The 15,059-nt window shown below is 61.4% G+C and carries 16 protein-coding genes; 12 read left to right on the top strand and 4 right to left on the bottom strand.

What is annotated here, in order from left to right:
• The first annotated feature begins 123 nt into the window (after nt 1–123).
• Nucleotides 124–1,470, top strand: a complete 1,347-nt coding sequence (gene aroA / locus GOX53_RS12470; protein ID WP_171176785.1) for a 3-phosphoshikimate 1-carboxyvinyltransferase — start codon at nt 124–126, stop codon at nt 1,468–1,470.
• Nucleotides 1,471–1,475: 5 nt separating this feature from the next.
• Here the strand turns inward: aroA and bchE are convergent, their stop codons facing one another.
• Complete coding sequence (gene bchE, locus GOX53_RS12465) at nt 1,476–2,978, bottom strand: magnesium-protoporphyrin IX monomethyl ester anaerobic oxidative cyclase (protein ID WP_171176783.1); 1,503 nt, start codon at nt 2,976–2,978, stop codon at nt 1,476–1,478.
• 65 nt (nt 2,979–3,043) lie between these two features.
• Here bchE and GOX53_RS12460 point away from each other — a divergent pair, with 65 nt between their 5' ends.
• Nucleotides 3,044–3,661, top strand: coding sequence for a d(CMP) kinase (locus tag GOX53_RS12460; RefSeq protein ID WP_171176781.1), 618 nt, complete (start codon nt 3,044–3,046; stop codon nt 3,659–3,661).
• Between the two features lie 54 nt (nt 3,662–3,715).
• On the opposite strand, the gene GOX53_RS12455 is transcribed toward GOX53_RS12460, so the two are convergent.
• Nucleotides 3,716–4,195 carry a YHS domain-containing (seleno)protein gene (locus tag GOX53_RS12455; protein WP_171176779.1) on the bottom strand — a complete coding sequence of 160 codons (480 nt, stop codon included), beginning with the start codon at nt 4,193–4,195 and terminating at the stop codon, nt 3,716–3,718.
• Between the two features lie 226 nt (nt 4,196–4,421).
• Here GOX53_RS12455 and GOX53_RS12450 point away from each other — a divergent pair, with 226 nt between their 5' ends.
• The 3 genes from GOX53_RS12450 to GOX53_RS30130 all read left to right on the top strand — a co-directional run bounded on the left by GOX53_RS12450 (nt 4,422) and on the right by GOX53_RS30130 (nt 7,189).
• Nucleotides 4,422–4,937, top strand: coding sequence for a hypothetical protein (locus GOX53_RS12450; RefSeq protein ID WP_171176777.1), 516 nt, complete (start codon nt 4,422–4,424; stop codon nt 4,935–4,937).
• Between the two features lie 311 nt (nt 4,938–5,248).
• Nucleotides 5,249–6,931 carry a tryptophan halogenase family protein gene (locus GOX53_RS12445; protein ID WP_171176775.1) on the top strand — a complete coding sequence of 561 codons (1,683 nt, stop codon included), beginning with the start codon at nt 5,249–5,251 and terminating at the stop codon, nt 6,929–6,931.
• 129 nt (nt 6,932–7,060) lie between these two features.
• A complete protein-coding gene (locus GOX53_RS30130; RefSeq protein ID WP_256415871.1) occupies nt 7,061–7,189 on the top strand; it encodes a hypothetical protein in 129 nt (42 codons plus the stop codon).
• 36 nt (nt 7,190–7,225) lie between these two features.
• Here the strand turns inward: GOX53_RS30130 and GOX53_RS12440 are convergent, their stop codons facing one another.
• Together GOX53_RS12440 and GOX53_RS12435 are read right to left on the bottom strand one after the other, a co-directional pair.
• Nucleotides 7,226–8,695, bottom strand: a complete 1,470-nt coding sequence (locus GOX53_RS12440) for a sulfatase-like hydrolase/transferase (protein ID WP_171176773.1) — start codon at nt 8,693–8,695, stop codon at nt 7,226–7,228.
• Nucleotides 8,696–8,706: 11 nt separating this feature from the next.
• Complete coding sequence (locus GOX53_RS12435; protein ID WP_171176771.1) at nt 8,707–9,099, bottom strand: hypothetical protein; 393 nt, start codon at nt 9,097–9,099, stop codon at nt 8,707–8,709.
• A gap of 272 nt (nt 9,100–9,371) precedes the next feature.
• On the opposite strand from GOX53_RS12435, the gene rpsA reads away from it, so the two are divergent.
• The 7 genes from rpsA (at nt 9,372) to trpB (ending at nt 15,029) form a co-directional block, all read left to right on the top strand.
• Nucleotides 9,372–11,051, top strand: coding sequence for a 30S ribosomal protein S1 (gene rpsA, locus GOX53_RS12430; RefSeq protein ID WP_171176769.1), 1,680 nt, complete (start codon nt 9,372–9,374; stop codon nt 11,049–11,051).
• A 144-nt stretch (nt 11,052–11,195) separates the two neighbouring features.
• Entirely contained in the window at nt 11,196–11,810 is a 615-nt protein-coding gene (locus tag GOX53_RS12425; protein WP_171176767.1) for a LysE family translocator, read from the top strand.
• A 253-nt stretch (nt 11,811–12,063) separates the two neighbouring features.
• Complete coding sequence (gene ihfB, locus GOX53_RS12420; RefSeq protein ID WP_171176765.1) at nt 12,064–12,348, top strand: integration host factor subunit beta; 285 nt, start codon at nt 12,064–12,066, stop codon at nt 12,346–12,348.
• Nucleotides 12,349–12,355: 7 nt separating this feature from the next.
• The gene (locus GOX53_RS12415; protein WP_171177217.1) at nt 12,356–12,709 is read left to right on the top strand and encodes a lipopolysaccharide assembly protein LapA domain-containing protein; all 354 of its coding nucleotides are present in this window, start codon (nt 12,356–12,358) and stop codon (nt 12,707–12,709) included.
• Nucleotides 12,710–12,717: 8 nt separating this feature from the next.
• Nucleotides 12,718–13,365: a phosphoribosylanthranilate isomerase gene (locus GOX53_RS12410; RefSeq protein WP_171176763.1), complete on the top strand. Its 648-nt coding sequence runs from the start codon at nt 12,718–12,720 to the stop codon at nt 13,363–13,365.
• A 33-nt stretch (nt 13,366–13,398) separates the two neighbouring features.
• Entirely contained in the window at nt 13,399–13,629 is a 231-nt protein-coding gene (locus GOX53_RS12405) for an N-(5'-phosphoribosyl)anthranilate isomerase (RefSeq protein WP_171176761.1), read from the top strand.
• A 152-nt stretch (nt 13,630–13,781) separates the two neighbouring features.
• Complete coding sequence (trpB, locus tag GOX53_RS12400; RefSeq protein WP_171176759.1) at nt 13,782–15,029, top strand: tryptophan synthase subunit beta; 1,248 nt, start codon at nt 13,782–13,784, stop codon at nt 15,027–15,029.
• Nucleotides 15,030–15,059: the final 30 nt, after the last annotated feature.

Below are 15,059 nucleotides of genomic sequence, written 5' to 3'. Positions count from 1 at the left end.
GCCCAGTGGGCATGGCGGGATATGCGTATTTATAGGCAAGAAGAAGCGGCTGGGGCTTTGGTGCTGGACCCTGTGGTGTCAATTCGCTAATCGGCCTGTGATGATAGCGCAAAAGGAGCCCCCATGTCCGGACACGGCACGCCCATCCCGATGACCTCGCATCCCTGTGGCCCGCTGACCGGCACGGCGGAGGTGCCCGGCGACAAGTCGATCTCGCACCGGTCGCTGATCTTGGGCGCGATGGCGGTGGGCGAGACCAAGATCTCGGGCCTGCTTGAAGGCGAGGATGTGCTGGACACGGCCAAGGCGATGCAGGCCTTTGGCGCCGAGGTGGTCGATCATGGGGGTGGCAATTGGTCGGTGCATGGAGTTGGTGTCGGCGGCTTTGCCGAGCCGGATCAGGTGATCGATTGCGGCAATTCGGGTACGGGCGTGCGGCTGATCATGGGGGCGATGGCGACCTCTCCGATTTCCGCGACCTTTACCGGGGATGTGAGCCTGAACGGGCGCCCGATGGCGCGGGTGACCGATCCGCTGGCGCTGTTCGGCACGCGATCGGTGGGCCGCACGGGCGGGCGGCTGCCGATGACCATCGTGGGGGCCGCCGATCCGGTGCCGGTGCGTTACGAGGTGCCGGTGCCTTCGGCGCAGGTGAAATCCGCCGTCCTCCTGGCGGGGCTCAATGCGCCGGGCCAGACGGTGGTGATCGAGAAGGAAGCGACCCGTGATCACTCGGAGCGGATGCTGGCGGGCTTTGGCGCCGAGATCACGGTCGAGGAGACCGACGAGGGTCGGGTGATCACCCTGACCGGGCGTCCTGAGTTGAAGCCGCAGGAGATCGCGGTGCCGCGCGATCCGTCCAGCGCCGCCTTTCCGGTCTGCGCCGCTTTGATCACACCGGGATCGGATGTGCTGGTGCCGAATATCGGTCTCAACCCGACCCGGGCCGGTCTCTACTACACGCTGCAGGAGATGGGTGCGGATCTGACCTTTGAGAACATGCGCGAAGAAGGCGGCGAGCCTGTGGCCGACCTGCGCGCGCGCTATTCGCCCGACATGAAGGGCATCACCGTGCCGCCCGAGCGTGCGGCCTCGATGATCGACGAATACCCGGTGCTGTCGGTGGTGTCCGCGAATGCGACCGGCACCACGATGATGGGCGGAGTCAAGGAGTTGCGCGTCAAGGAAAGCGACCGCATCGACGCCATGGCCCACGGCCTGCGTGCCAATGGTGTGACGGTCGAAGAGGGCGATGACTGGTGGACGGTCGAGGGGCTGGGCATCGGGCAGGTGCCCGGTGGCGCCACCTGCGAGAGCTTTCTGGACCACCGGATCGCCATGTCCTTCATGGTGTTGGGAATGGGCGCCAAGGCGCCGGTTTCGGTGGATGATGGTGGCCCGATCGCGACCTCTTTCCCGATCTTCGAGCCGCTGATGTCCGGTCTGGGCGCGAAACTGATCCGCAACTGACGGGTTCATTTGTGCGACTGTCGGGCCATCGCATTTTCAGGCAGTTGTTCGGCTCCGCCCAAGAACTCTGCTACGGTGCCCGATCTGCTGCGGCGGGTCCGAAATAGAAACTGCCAGACCTCATGCAGGATTACCCGGCGGCCCATGCGGCTGTCCCAGCGCATGGCATGCCTCAGGTCCGGGTCGGTCCGGGTCAGTTGCCGCCAGATGTTGCGGGGACGCAGGGTCACTGCGACCTCAATTGATTTCACCCAGAAAAAGACCCTCCATGCCGGAATATGCGGTGTTTCGACGACCTGATGCTTGTAGTCCCAGCGGCGCAGGTCGGGCTGAATGACCTGACGATCGCGCACCGTTCCGAAGAACGGGGTCCAGCGGTGAGGGGTCGCGTAGATCGACATGATCTGATCTGGATCGTAACGGATGAGCTGGCGCAGGATCTTCAGAAAATCCCGGTCGCGTTCGTCCGCAAACCCGACGGCGAATGTGCATAGCCCGATCATGCCGTGGTTTCGCAGCAGCCGAATGGCCTGCTGGTCCTTGGTCGTGGTTCCGCCTTTCCGGATCTTTCGCAGCGTTGCTTCATCCGTGCTTTCCAGCCCAAGCAGGAACCGCAGAACACCAGCCTTCTTGTAGAGCGGCAGCAGGTCCGCATCGCGCACGATGTCATCGGCGCGGGTCGATCCGATCAGCGTGACCTTGACGTTCTCTTCAATCAGCGCCTCAAGAAAGGCTTTCCATTTGCGGCGAGAGGATGTGGGGTTTTCGTCGGCAAGATTGACCAGTTCGACGCCTTGTTCACGCACCAGCCAGGCGATTTCGCGGGCCAGTTTCACCGGATCGCGATGTCGCCAGCGGGTCCAGAAACCGCGCTGACCGCAGTAGTTGCACAGATGCGGACAGCCGCGTGAAAACTGCAGGATCACCGATTTCAGCCCGCCCCAATAGGAATAGTCGTCGAAATCGATCAGTTCCCACCCGACCCTGTGCGCATCCAGATCGGTGAGAACCGGCGCGGGCGCGGTCGCGCGGATTTGGCCTGTGTCGTCGCGGTAGGCGATGCCGGGGATTGCCGAGAGATCGCTCGCGGTTTCCAGCGCTGCGATGACAGCCGGTGTTGTGGCCTCGCCCTCACCTCGGATGATGATGTCGATGGCATCACTCTCCTGCAGCACGTCTTTCCAATGATAGGTGGGGTAGACGCCGCCATAGATGATCTTCACCCGGGGTCTGACGGCTCGGATCATGACGGAGAGTTCAAGAGCGGTCGGGTGGGCAGAGCTTGATCCGGAATGGCCGATCAGGATCGCGTCCGGATCGGTTTCAAGAACAGCGTCGATGCATTCCGCCAAACGCATCGGACCGAGATCTGCGTTGACCAGTGAGACCTGATGCCCGGCATCGATCAGTGGTCCGCCGATACAGAGCAGGCCAAACGGGGGCAGGTTCTCTTTCGGGATTCGGCTTCCGATCGCGGTGTGAGGTGGGTGCAGCAGGGTAAGTCGCATTTTCGGTTCCTTTCCGTTCACCCTGTTGCTAAGGCCTTACCCGTGCAGATTTTCCGGAGAAGATGATGAGATTTACCGTAGCCATCGACGGCCCGGCAGCGGCAGGGAAGGGTACGATCTCGAAAGGGGTCGCCGCGCATTTCGGGCTGGCGCATCTGGATACCGGCCTGCTTTACCGGGTGGTGGGCCGCCGGATGCTGGATGGCGAACAGCCGGTCGATGCGGCTCGGGCATTGATGCCGGAGGATCTGGAGCGCGAGGATCTGCGCTCGGCGGACGTGGCGCAGGCGGCGTCGAAAGTGGCGGTGATCGCCGAGGTCCGCGCGGCGTTGGTGGATTTCCAGCGCGCCTTTGCGCGGCGCTCGGGCGGGGCGGTTCTGGACGGGCGCGATATCGGGACAGTGATCTGCCCCGAGGCCGAGGTGAAGCTGTTCGTGACGGCCAGTGCCGAGGTGCGGGCCGAGCGGCGCTATCTGGAACTCAGTGCCAGAGGCGGGGATGTGGACCGCGCGCAGGTGCTGGCCGATGTCAGGGAGCGCGACGCGCGGGACATGGATCGCAGCGAGGCGCCGTTGAAGCCAGCCGAGGATGCGGTCTTGCTCGACACGTCAGACCTGAGCATCGAGTCGGCGCTGGCCGCCGCCATTGCCGCCGTCGAAGCAAAGATGCCCGCGAAAGGGTAATCTTTCGCGGGTGGTTGCCGGGCCTGGAGCCTCACCCCGACAACTTGGTGGACCTTACAGTTCGCCGACGGCGATGTGCTTGATCTTGGCCCACTGATCGTCGGCGGTTTTCGCTGTGCCGGTCAGGTCCTCAAGAAAGGCAGACCGGGTGGCCGCGTTCAGGAATAGAAAGAGCTTGCCGTCGGCCAGCACATACTGATCCGGATCGCCGTCGAACTTCTTGCCCACCGACACCCCGTACGAGCAGAAGCCGCCATGCTGGGGCAGGTAGGCCGCCGGATTGGCCTCGAACGCTTTCTGATTGTCTTCCGAGGCAAAGTAGTAGGACGCGCCGTCATAGGTGGACGAGTAGTTGGCAAACCCTTCGACCGGGTTGCCGTTGTTGACCAGCGCGACCAGATCCACCCCATGGGCGGCCAAGGGCGCTCCGGCGGCGGAGATGCCGTTCGAGACGTTGATCTCGTCAGCGGCAAAGGCGGGCGCGGCGGCCAATGGCAGCGCGGCGATCAGGGCGGTAAGAACGAAGGACTTCATCGGGTTTCCTCTTCAAATCTGGGTTTCAGGACGGGACCGTTGCTGGCCCGATGCGCTCAAGGTAGGAGGGGGTGGCCGGGGGCGTTATCGCCGATCCGCCAGAGTTTCTTGCAGATCGTTCAAAGCGGCGGGGGAACGGCAAAACGGGCTGGCTCACCAAGCTGTGTATCGCCTGAGCGTGGCTGGCATCCTAGGCTGGCGGGATCACCACCCGGGAGCCGTGCCGATGATCCGACTTGCCCTTGTCCTGACCCTGCTCGCCAGCCTTTGTTCGGCGCAGGAAGCCGAGCCGCCGATGACCTATGAACGGCTGGGCAACATCATTTTTGCACTTGACCCCGAGGCGCAACCGCTTGGGCCGGGGTTTGAGTTGACGGTCGCGGACGTGACGGTGCTGGTTGTCACAGACACCGCTGCGGACCGAATGCGGGCGATGGTGGCAATCGGCAGCGCCGCAGATTTGTCGCCCGAGGACCTGCAACGCATGATGCAGGCGAATTTCGACAGTACGCTGGATGCGCGATACGCGATCGCCAATGGTACCTTATGGGCTGCGTTCATCCACCCCTTGTCTCGACTGGACAAGGACCAGTTGATCTCGGGTCTGGCCCAGACCGTGAACATCGCCAAGACCTACGGCACCTTGTACACCGGTGGTGCGGCGGAATTCGGAGGGGGCGACAGCCATGATCTGCAGCGCGCTCTGATCGAAGAACTTCTGAAGAAAGGCGAAGAAATCTGACACACGCTTGGCATTCGCGCTTACCCTGATGCCAGCTTGTCGCGTGGGAGCCACCGTGCCGAGGAAGATCCGCGGCAGGGTTTGCTTCGAATGCCTCGCGTTTTGTGTGGAGCCCGGCGGCGAAGGGTCCGTCACTGTCGGTCGCGGGGCCGGTTGGGCATGCAGACTTGGGGCGTCTTAGGCTCTAGCTGGACGCAGGAAAGCTGTTATAGTTCTCCTCAAGCCAAAAAGGGAAAGCTGCTAAACAAACCCCAAAATCTAAAAAGGGGAAGCAGCAATATAATCCCCCGAGCCAACAGGGACAGAAATACATGAATAATCGTTTGCGCAAAATCACCATCGTGGGTGGTGGCACGGCGGGTTGGATGACCGCGCTGATCCTGGAAATGGTGTTTTCTCGCACGTCAGCGCAAAGGGATCGCCCGCGCATCTGCCTGATCGAGAGCCCCAATATCGCGACCGTGGGTGTTGGCGAGGCCACGGTGCCGCGCATGCCGGTCACGCTCCGTCAGGCAGGCATTTCAGAACGGGATTTTTTCCGCGAGACCAACGCGTCATTCAAACTGGGTGTGAAGTTCTGCAATTGGAACAAGGACGCCAAGGGAAATCGCATTGATTACGTCAACCCCTTTGCCCATGGCCAGTTGTTGGAGGGCTTGGAGGCTGCCGAGTATTTCTTGCGCTTTGGCAATGGGGATCGGGATTTTACCCAATCCATCTCGCCACACGATGATCTGGCCCGCCTGTGCAAAGGCGCGCGGCAATTGGGTCAGCCCGAATTCGAGCAGCGCTTTGGCTATGCCTATCACCTGGACGCTGTGAAATTCGCAGGTATGCTCACCAAGGTTTGCACGAAACGCGGTGTGGAACACATCCAGGATGAGGTGCAATCGGTTGAGCTGGATGAACAGGGCAACGTCAGCCATCTGATGTTGGAGCGTAAAGGCCGTCATGACATCGAGATGGTCGTAGATTGCACCGGGTTCCGCGGACTGATCATCAACCAGGCACTTGGCGAGCCGTTTCTGGATTACTCGGATTATTTGCCAAACGATCGCGCCATGGCGTTGCAGGTCGAGCATCCCGATCCAGACAAGATCGAAAGCGTCACACGGTCTACCGCACTTGGCGCAGGTTGGACATGGCGGGTGCCGCTCTACAACCGTGTGGGCACTGGATATGTGTACTCGTCCGCGCATCGTACCGATGATCAGGCGGCGGATGAATACCTCGAATGGCTGGGTGACAGCGGCAAGGGCCTGACGCCGCGCGTGATCCCGATGCGTGTTGGGCGCGTGCGCAATGCCTGGGTCAAGAACTGTTTGGCGATCGGTCTGTCCGGCGGGTTTATTGAGCCGCTTGAGAGTACCGCGATCCATATGATTGACCATGCAATACGCTGGTTCGCCGAGCACTTGCCGACGCGAGACATCGAGCCGTCGTTGAGGGACAGTTATAACCGGCAGATGGATAAACTCTATAACGAGGTCTTGGATTTCATCTGTCTGCACTATCGATTGGGCAACCGCACGGATGATCAATATTGGATCGACGCGCGTACAGAGATGAAGTTGCCGGACCGGTTGGCCGAGAACCTGGATCTTTGGCAGAACCGCCTGCCAATCGAACACGATATCGAGTTCGCAACGCTATTTAACTTTCGCGTTTACCAGACGGTTCTTTTGGGCAAACAGGTCTATGATACGGGATATGGTACTGGCATCCGCGATCGTCTGCGGCCGTTGAAGAAACCGATTTGGTTCCAGTGGTGGAAGGGTGCGAAAGTGGACCTCGCCCAGATACTCAAAACGATGCCGGATCACAAAACGCTGCTGCTCGATATCCGAGGGGAGTTGGAGCGACCAGCCTTTGGCAAGGCGGCGGCGAAACCGACAGTGGCGATACCGGGCGCGGCACCGGCACCCGTGGCGATTCAGAACATGCCGAACTTCGCCGAAATCCAGTGCGGCGTAAAGGATTTGCAACTGTTCTAGAAATTCTTTGCGTTCCGCGCGGAGAGTGTTTTTGAGATGAAGATGAGGGGCAGAGCGTTAAACCTTTGCCTTAGGGGTGGCTATTAGGGTTTCAAATTGGTTTTGGTGGCACACTAAAGCGAAGTTCCAGTGTGGGATGTCGCAGGGATCGTCGGTCTCGCGCAGACAGTGAATATCGCCAAGACCTGCGGCACGATTTATTCCGGCGGCGCGGCGCAGTTTGGTGGCGATGACGGCGGCGACCTGCAGCGGCGTTGATCGAAGAGTTACTGAAGAAGGGCGAGGAACTCTGAGCTACAGCGGCGAGTCCTCGCGCATTTCATCCTGCTCGGTGGGCGTCGGCGTGTGGTTGAAGACAAAGGCGGTGCGGCAGGCCGATTCGCCACCCAGTTCCTCGATCTTGCGGCGCTGATCGGAAAAGGCGCGGGCGTTGACCTCGTCGGGGTCGCAGATGGTGCGCAGACGGCGCTCGCCTTCGGCCAGGGCAGCGCGGATATCCGGGTCGTTCACCCCGTCTATGGCGCGGTTCACCTGCTCGTGCGGGTCGCTCTGCAGATCGAACAGCTGCGGCGGCTGGCCGACATAATGCACGTATTTCCACCGCCCCCAACGCACCATGAAGCTGCCGGTCTTTGACCCGCCATCGTGGTATTCGCTGAAACCCGTGCGGTCCGAGTCATCGGGCGCGTTGGCGAGGACACGCAGGGACTGCCCGGGCTGACCCGCATTGCCCGCGTCATCGGCCACGCCGCAGACCTCGCGCGCGGTGGCGGCGATGTCAGTGAGGTTGGTGCAGGTGCTCACCCGGTGCCCCGCAGGCACGCCCGGCCCGGCGGCGATCATCGGCACGCCGGCGCTCGCCTCATACATCACCTGCTTGGTCCAGAACCCCTGATCCCCCATCATGTCGCCGTGATCCGAGACATAGAGCACCACGGTGTTTTCAAGCTGCCCACTGGCCTCAAGCGCGCGCAACACGCGGCCCACGCAATCGTCCATGAACGAGGTCAGACCGTAATAGGCTGCCTTGGCCTCGCGCATCTTCTGCTCGTCGAAATAGTCGTCATAGTTGAAGAAATCGACGATGTTACGCAGCTCTTCATGGTCCGGCAGACCCTCACCATAGCCCACCGGTAGGTCCATTTCTGCCGGATCGTAGAGCGCAGACCACTCCTCGGGGCAGGTCAGCGGGTAGTGTGGGCTGACCAGTGAGACGAAGGCGGCCCAAGGCTGTTCACCCCGTACCGGATCGGCCAGCCAGGCCTCAGCGGCCTCGGTGATGGCGCGGTCATAATCGGTGTAAGTGCTAGGGCCTGTGCCCACGTCGCCCGCCAGTTCCGCCGCCGCATCGTAGGGCGGCGGGTTCTCGCGCAGCAGCCCCACGGCCCAGCCGACACCGCCCACCACATGCATGGGCAGGATTTCCTGCGAAAATCCGTTGTCATCCTCGTTCGAGCGGAAATGCAGCTTGCCGATCGACACGACCTCGCGCCCCGCATCGCGGAGCTGCCGCATCCAACTGCGGGGCTCTCCGGCATAAGGCGTGGCGCTGTCCCAGTGTCCCGTCCGGTGCACCCAGTTGCCGGTTGCCAGCGCCGCCCGGGTCGGCACGCACATGGGCGAGGGGGTATAGGCGGCCTCGAACAGTGTCCCGCGCACCGCCAAGGCGTCCAGATTGGGCGTTTTGACAATCGGATGCCCGGCGCAGCCCATCGCGTCCTTGCGGTGCTCGTCCGAAATAATAACTAGGAAATTGGGTGTCATTGTCGGTCCTTTCAGAACGGTTCCCGCTCGCCAAGCGCGTAGCGGCCTACATCGACAATATCAAAGGCCAATGACACCAGCAGTGTCGCCATGATGACCCAGATCAACCGGACTGCCCATGGCGACAGGTCCCGGTTGCTTTGCAGCCTATAGAGATACATGACAACCGGCACCCAGATGATGATATGTGGTAGCCCCATCAGGCGGACATAGCCAAGCTGGTCGTAAATCCACTGGACGCCCATCCCGGCCACGACGCTGGCGGCGACCGTCACCAGCCCGGCGATTCTAGTGTTCCGCCAGATCAGAAGCCCCAGCGGAAGGACGAAGGCACCGATGACCAGCCAGATCACCCAGATCCGCACCCAGAGCGGCTGAACGGCAAGCGCCTCTTCAAAGGTCATCGCGATCCTCCCTCGCGTCTGCCGGGACCCTAGCATATGCGCGGTATGCCGCAACTCGCCTGATGAGCGGGCTTGCCTTTTGGTGAAACCCGGACTAAGACACGCGCGTCGACAAGGCGATGTGAGCCATAAAAGAAAGAGACGAGCAGGGTCGGGAGCGTCCGGCCCTCTTTGTTTTGTGGTATGAACCGGATCGCCCGGACCAACCCCAAGACCGGCGGAGACAACCGCTCGGCCAGAAAAACCGATGTGAAAAGGAAACCTGAGACCTCATGGCTCAAAACGTATCGATGGAGGATTTCGAAGCCCTCCTGAACGAAAGCTTCGAAATGGACACGCCCGAAGAGGGTACCGTTGTCAAAGGCAAGGTGATCGCTGTTGAAGCGGGCCAGGCCATCATCGACGTAGGCTACAAGATGGAAGGCCGCGTCGATCTGAAAGAATTCGCAAATCCCGGCGAAGCCCCTGAAATCGCTGTCGGTGACGAGGTCGAAGTTTACCTGCGCGCCGCAGAAAACGCCCGTGGCGAAGCCGTCATCTCGCGCGAGATGGCCCGCCGTGAAGAAGCATGGGACCGTCTGGAAAAAGCTTACGCCGACGACCAACGCGTCGAAGGTGCAATCTTTGGCCGCGTCAAAGGTGGCTTCACCGTCGATCTGGGTGGCGCAGTTGCGTTCTTGCCCGGCTCGCAGGTTGACGTCCGCCCCGTGCGCGACGCTGGCCCGCTTATGGGCCTCAAGCAGCCGTTCCAGATCCTGAAAATGGACCGCCGCCGTGGCAACATCGTCGTTTCGCGCCGCGCCATCCTGGAAGAATCGCGTGCAGAGCAGCGCGCCGAGGTCATCGGCAACCTGTCCGAAGGTCAGACCGTCGAGGGCGTGGTCAAGAACATCACCGAATACGGTGCATTCGTTGACTTGGGCGGCGTTGACGGCCTGCTGCACGTCACCGACATGGCATGGCGTCGTGTGAACCACCCGTCGGAAATCCTGTCGATCGGCGAGACCATCAAGGTTCAGGTCATCAAGATCAACAAGGAAACCCACCGTATCAGCCTGGGCATGAAGCAGTTGCAGGAAGATCCGTGGGATCTGGTCGGCGCCAAGTACCCGCTGAGCTCGGTACACAAGGGCCGCGTCACCAACATCACCGATTACGGTGCGTTTGTTGAGCTTGAGCCGGGCGTCGAAGGTCTGGTGCACGTGTCCGAGATGTCCTGGACCAAGAAGAACGTCCACCCCGGCAAGATCGTTTCGACCAGCCAGGAAGTCGACGTCATGGTTCTGGAAATCGACGGTGCCAAGCGCCGCGTGTCCCTGGGCCTCAAGCAGACCATGCGCAACCCGTGGGAAGTCTTTGCCGAGACGCACCCCGAGGGCACTCAGGTCGAAGGCGAAGTCAAGAACATCACCGAATTCGGTCTGTTCATTGGCCTCGACGGCGACATCGACGGCATGGTTCACCTGTCCGACCTCAGCTGGGACGAGCGTGGCGAGGATGCCATCCAGAACTACCGCAAAGGCGACGTCGTTCAGGCGGTTGTCTCGGAAGTGGATGTCGAGAAAGAGCGTATATCGCTGTCGATCAAAGCCCTGGGCGGTGACAAGTTCGCCGAAGCCGTGGGCGGCGTGAAGCGTGGCTCGATCGTGACCGTGAACGTGACCGCGATCGAAGATGGCGGCATCGAGGTGGAATACGAAGGCATGAAATCCTTCATCCGCCGTTCGGACCTGTCGCGTGACCGCGCCGAGCAGCGGCCTGAGCGCTTCTCGGTCGGTGACAAGGTCGACGTCCGCGTCACCAATGTCGACAGCAAGACCCGCCGTCTGGGCCTGTCGATCAAGGCACGCGAGATCGCCGAAGAGAAAGAGGCCGTGGAACAGTACGGTTCGTCGGACTCGGGCGCATCGCTGGGCGACATCCTGGGCGCAGCGCTCAAGTCGGGCGACTAAGCCTTACGGCTTTCAAGGAATGGAAGGCCCCGCAGCGCTGGCTGCGGGGCTTTTTTGTTCGCCGGTTTCTGATCGGTATCACGGCTGCCATCTGTGGTATAAGTCAGTCTCGGGCAAAGACATGCCCGCCGACGGAGAGAACCGATGCCCCTTGACCTGATCCTGGCGCTGATCGTGGCGACCGCTGTTCTGGTGGCCATCCCGGGACCCAACGTGGCGTTGATCATTGCCAACACGCTGGCGCATGGGTTCCGTTTTGGTGCAATCACCGTTCTGGGTACCACGCTGGGCATCGCGCTACAGCTTGTGCTGGTGGTGGCAGGTCTTGGTGCCTTGCTGCATCTCGCCGCAGGCGCGTTTGTCTGGCTGAAATGGGTGGGGGTCGCCTATCTCTTCTATCTCAGTGTGACCGCCTGGCGGCAGGGCGCACGTGACATGCCCGAGGTCGCGGCCTCGCGCCGCCCGGTCCGGCTGGTGTTCTGGCAGGGGCTGGGCATGGCCCTGATCAACCCCAAGACATTGCTGTTCAGTGCGGCCTTCCTGCCGCAATTCGTGCCGGTGAGCGCCGGGTCGCAGGGGTTGGTTCTGGCTGCACTGATCCATCTGGTTGTCATCTTTGGCGGTGATCTCTGCTGGGCCGCCATGGCCCAGACCGCGCGGCGGCCGATCCGGCGGCTGGGGCGGCTGCGGCACCGGCTGACCGGGCTGTTTTACTTGGCCTCAAGCGCCGGTCTGTCGCTGGCGCGCGCTGACCGCTGACCGCTGACCTTAAACGCCATCGCTTTGCGTTCCGAATCAATGGCTTCCCGGGTGCGTGTCGCAGGGCGCATTGCTGCGTCGCGGCAACGGCGAAGTTATGCCGAGCGGCACCGAGTCGTGGATATCCGCCCGCAAACCGCCCAAAAAACCGACGAAAGCGGCACCACACGTCGTTTCCCCGAACCGGATTTTTTCCTATACTCCCAGACTAATAACACATCGCCACCACGTTGCCTTGGGAGGGGAACAGCACATGATCCGTTCTGAACTGATCCAGAAAATCGCCGATGAAAACCCGCATCTCTATCAGCGTGACGTCGAGCGGATCGTGAACACGGTGTTCGAAGAGGTGACCGACGCCATGGCCCGGGGTGACCGGGTCGAACTGCGCGGCTTCGGCGCGTTTTCGGTGAAACAGCGTGACGCGCGGATTGGTCGCAATCCAAGAACCGGCGAAACGGTGCATGTGGAGGAAAAGCATGTGCCGTTCTTCAAGACCGGCAAACTGCTGCGGGATCGTTTGAACGGAAAAGCCTGAACTCATGATGCGTTACATTCGCTATGCCTTCCTCGCGGCGCTGGGGATCGTCCTGATCTCGGTGTCGCTGGCAAACCGTGCTTCTGTCACCCTCAAGCTGATGCCGGATGATCTGGCCGATCTGCTGGGGTTCAACTTCACCATCGCGCTGCCACTGTTCCTGGTTGTGCTGGGTGGGGTTGTGGCGGGTCTGGTGATCGGTTTCATCTGGGAATGGCTGCGCGAACACAAGCATCGCCGTCAGGCCGATGTGAAGCACCGCGAGGTGCGCCGGCTTGAGCGCGAGGTGAAGTCGCTCAAGAAAAAGCAGAATGAAGGCAAAGACGAGGTTCTGGCGATCCTTGACGATGCCGCCGCCTGAGGGCCCTCATGCCGTCCGACATCAGCGTCAAGATCTGCGGGTTGACCGCTTCGGAACATGTGCGTGCTGCGGCCGAGGCCGGGGCCCGTTATGTGGGTCTTGTCTTCTTTCCTAAATCCCCGCGTTACATTGATGTGCCCCTGGCCGCCCAACTGGCCGCCGAGGTGCCGCCCGGCGTGGCCAAGGTGGCGCTGACGGTGAACGCAACGGATGCTGAGCTGGATCACATTCTGGCCTCGGTCCCGCTGGACATGTTGCAGCTTCACGGGACGGAAAGTCCCGAGCGCGTGGTGGAGGTGAAGAATCGTTATGGTCTGCCGGTGATGAAGGCCGTGGGCGTGGCCGATGAAGAGGATCTGGCCCAGATCGACCTCTATTCGGATGCGGCCGATCAGCTCCTGATCGACGCCAAGCCGCCCAAACACTCGGACCTGCCCGGTGGCAATGGCCTGTCCTTCGACTGGCGCTTGCTTGCGGGCCGCAAATACTGGCGGCGGCCCTGGATGCTGGCGGGGGGGCTGACACAGGACAATGTGGTCGAAGCCATCCGCATGACCGGGGCACGGCAGCTCGATGTTTCGTCCGGAGTAGAAAGCGCGCCCGGGGTGAAAGACAGCGGGCGCATCCGTGCATTTCTGGACGCGGCCCTGGCTTAACCTGACATTAACTGTGACCGGGGAAAGTGCGGCATGGCCAAGCTCCCGGAACACCTGACCCCTGAACTTTGGCTGTCGCAGGTCTTTGCCTCGAACGAGGCGATGCGCGGCGGTATCGTCAAGCGGCAGGTCCGCGATGTCGAGCGGCTGGTCGGACGGGCAGTCTTTGCCCGAGAGGTTAAACGACGCGGGTTTCAGGCGGTTGAGAACGGGCGCCATTTCGTGATCTTCTGTAACGACAACCCCATTCGGATGGTGCGCTGACAAGGGCTTTTGAAAGCCCTTGCCGAAGCCGCTTACAAGCGGCTTTGAATGCAGTTTGAAAACCGCGTTTCCCAAGGCATTTCGAAATGCCTTGGCTTGCCCTTGCCGCCCCCGCGCTCTAGGACAGACAAAACCCAACAGAGGGCGCGACCATGGCCAACGACCTTTTTAACTCCTTCATGTCCGGACCCGATGAACAGGGCCGCTTCGGCATCTTCGGCGGACGGTTCGTCAGCGAAACCCTGATGCCGCTGATCCTGTCGCTGGAAGAGGAATATGAAAAGGCCAAGGATGATCCCACCTTCTGGGCCGAGATGGATGACCTCTGGGCCAACTATGTGGGCCGTCCGTCGCCACTCTATTTCGCCGAACGCCTGACCGAACATCTGGGCGGGGCCAAGATCTATCTCAAACGGGATGAGTTGAACCACACCGGCGCGCACAAGATCAACAACGTGCTGGGCCAGATCATCTTGGCGCGCCGTATGGGCAAGACCCGGATAATTGCCGAGACCGGGGCCGGACAGCATGGTGTGGCCACAGCCACGGTTTGCGCCAAGTTCGGCCTGAAATGCGTGGTCTATATGGGCGCCCATGATGTTCAGCGGCAGGCGCCCAACGTGTTCCGCATGCGCCTGCTGGGCGCCGAGGTGATCCCGGTGACGTCCGGGCGCGGTACGCTGAAGGATGCGATGAACGACGCGCTGCGCGACTGGGTGACCAATGTGCGCGACACGTTCTACTGCATCGGCACCGTGGCCGGTCCGCACCCCTATCCGGCGATGGTCCGCGACTTTCAGTCGATCATCGGTAAGGAAGCCAAGGAGCAGATGATGAAGGCCGAGGGCCGTCTGCCCGATACGATCATTGCTGCCATCGGCGGTGGATCGAACGCCATGGGGCTGTTCTATCCTTTCCTGGATGACAAGTCGGTCAACATCATCGGTGTCGAGGCCGGTGGCAAGGGTGTGAACGCTAAGATGGAGCATTGCGCCTCGCTGACCGGAGGCCGACCGGGGGTGCTGCACGGTAACCGGACCTATCTGCTGCAGGATGATGACGGTCAGATCCTCGAAGGGTATTCGATCTCGGCGGGCCTCGACTATCCCGGCATCGGCCCCGAACACTCCTGGCTGCATGAGGTGGGCCGCGCCCAATATGTCTCGATCACCGACAAAGAGGCGCTGGAGGCGTTCCAGTTGTGCTGCGAGACCGAGGGGATCATTCCGGCGCTCGAGCCCTGCCATGCGCTGGCCCATGTGATGAAAATCGCCCCTGACCTGCCCGAGGATCACCTGATCTGCATGAACATGTGCGGACGGGGCGACAAGGACGTGCAGACCGTGGCCAAATTCCTGGGCTTTGACATGTCCGACACCGAGGGCCGCGAGGCCATCTGAGCCGCATGTAACTTTGGTTTAGGCGCATCG

The organism is Ruegeria sp. HKCCD8929, assembly GCF_013031405.1.
Classification (GTDB): Bacteria; Pseudomonadota; Alphaproteobacteria; order Rhodobacterales; family Rhodobacteraceae; genus Ruegeria.
This window is presented reverse-complemented; position numbering and strand designations above follow the sequence as displayed.

Coding starts and splice junctions, on each gene's coding strand:
- aroA (WP_171176785.1), top strand. CDS start 124: ATGTCCGGACACGGCACGCCCATCCCGATGACCTCGCATCCCTGTGGC.
- bchE (WP_171176783.1), bottom strand. CDS start 2,978: ATGCGACTTACCCTGCTGCACCCACCTCACACCGCGATCGGAAGCCGA.
- GOX53_RS12460 (WP_171176781.1), top strand. CDS start 3,044: ATGAGATTTACCGTAGCCATCGACGGCCCGGCAGCGGCAGGGAAGGGT.
- GOX53_RS12455 (WP_171176779.1), bottom strand. CDS start 4,195: ATGAAGTCCTTCGTTCTTACCGCCCTGATCGCCGCGCTGCCATTGGCC.
- GOX53_RS12450 (WP_171176777.1), top strand. CDS start 4,422: ATGATCCGACTTGCCCTTGTCCTGACCCTGCTCGCCAGCCTTTGTTCG.
- GOX53_RS12445 (WP_171176775.1), top strand. CDS start 5,249: ATGAATAATCGTTTGCGCAAAATCACCATCGTGGGTGGTGGCACGGCG.
- GOX53_RS12440 (WP_171176773.1), bottom strand. CDS start 8,695: ATGACACCCAATTTCCTAGTTATTATTTCGGACGAGCACCGCAAGGAC.
- GOX53_RS12435 (WP_171176771.1), bottom strand. CDS start 9,099: ATGACCTTTGAAGAGGCGCTTGCCGTTCAGCCGCTCTGGGTGCGGATC.
- rpsA (WP_171176769.1), top strand. CDS start 9,372: ATGGCTCAAAACGTATCGATGGAGGATTTCGAAGCCCTCCTGAACGAA.
- GOX53_RS12425 (WP_171176767.1), top strand. CDS start 11,196: ATGCCCCTTGACCTGATCCTGGCGCTGATCGTGGCGACCGCTGTTCTG.
- ihfB (WP_171176765.1), top strand. CDS start 12,064: ATGATCCGTTCTGAACTGATCCAGAAAATCGCCGATGAAAACCCGCAT.
- GOX53_RS12415 (WP_171177217.1), top strand. CDS start 12,356: ATGCGTTACATTCGCTATGCCTTCCTCGCGGCGCTGGGGATCGTCCTG.
- GOX53_RS12410 (WP_171176763.1), top strand. CDS start 12,718: ATGCCGTCCGACATCAGCGTCAAGATCTGCGGGTTGACCGCTTCGGAA.
- GOX53_RS12405 (WP_171176761.1), top strand. CDS start 13,399: ATGGCCAAGCTCCCGGAACACCTGACCCCTGAACTTTGGCTGTCGCAG.
- trpB (WP_171176759.1), top strand. CDS start 13,782: ATGGCCAACGACCTTTTTAACTCCTTCATGTCCGGACCCGATGAACAG.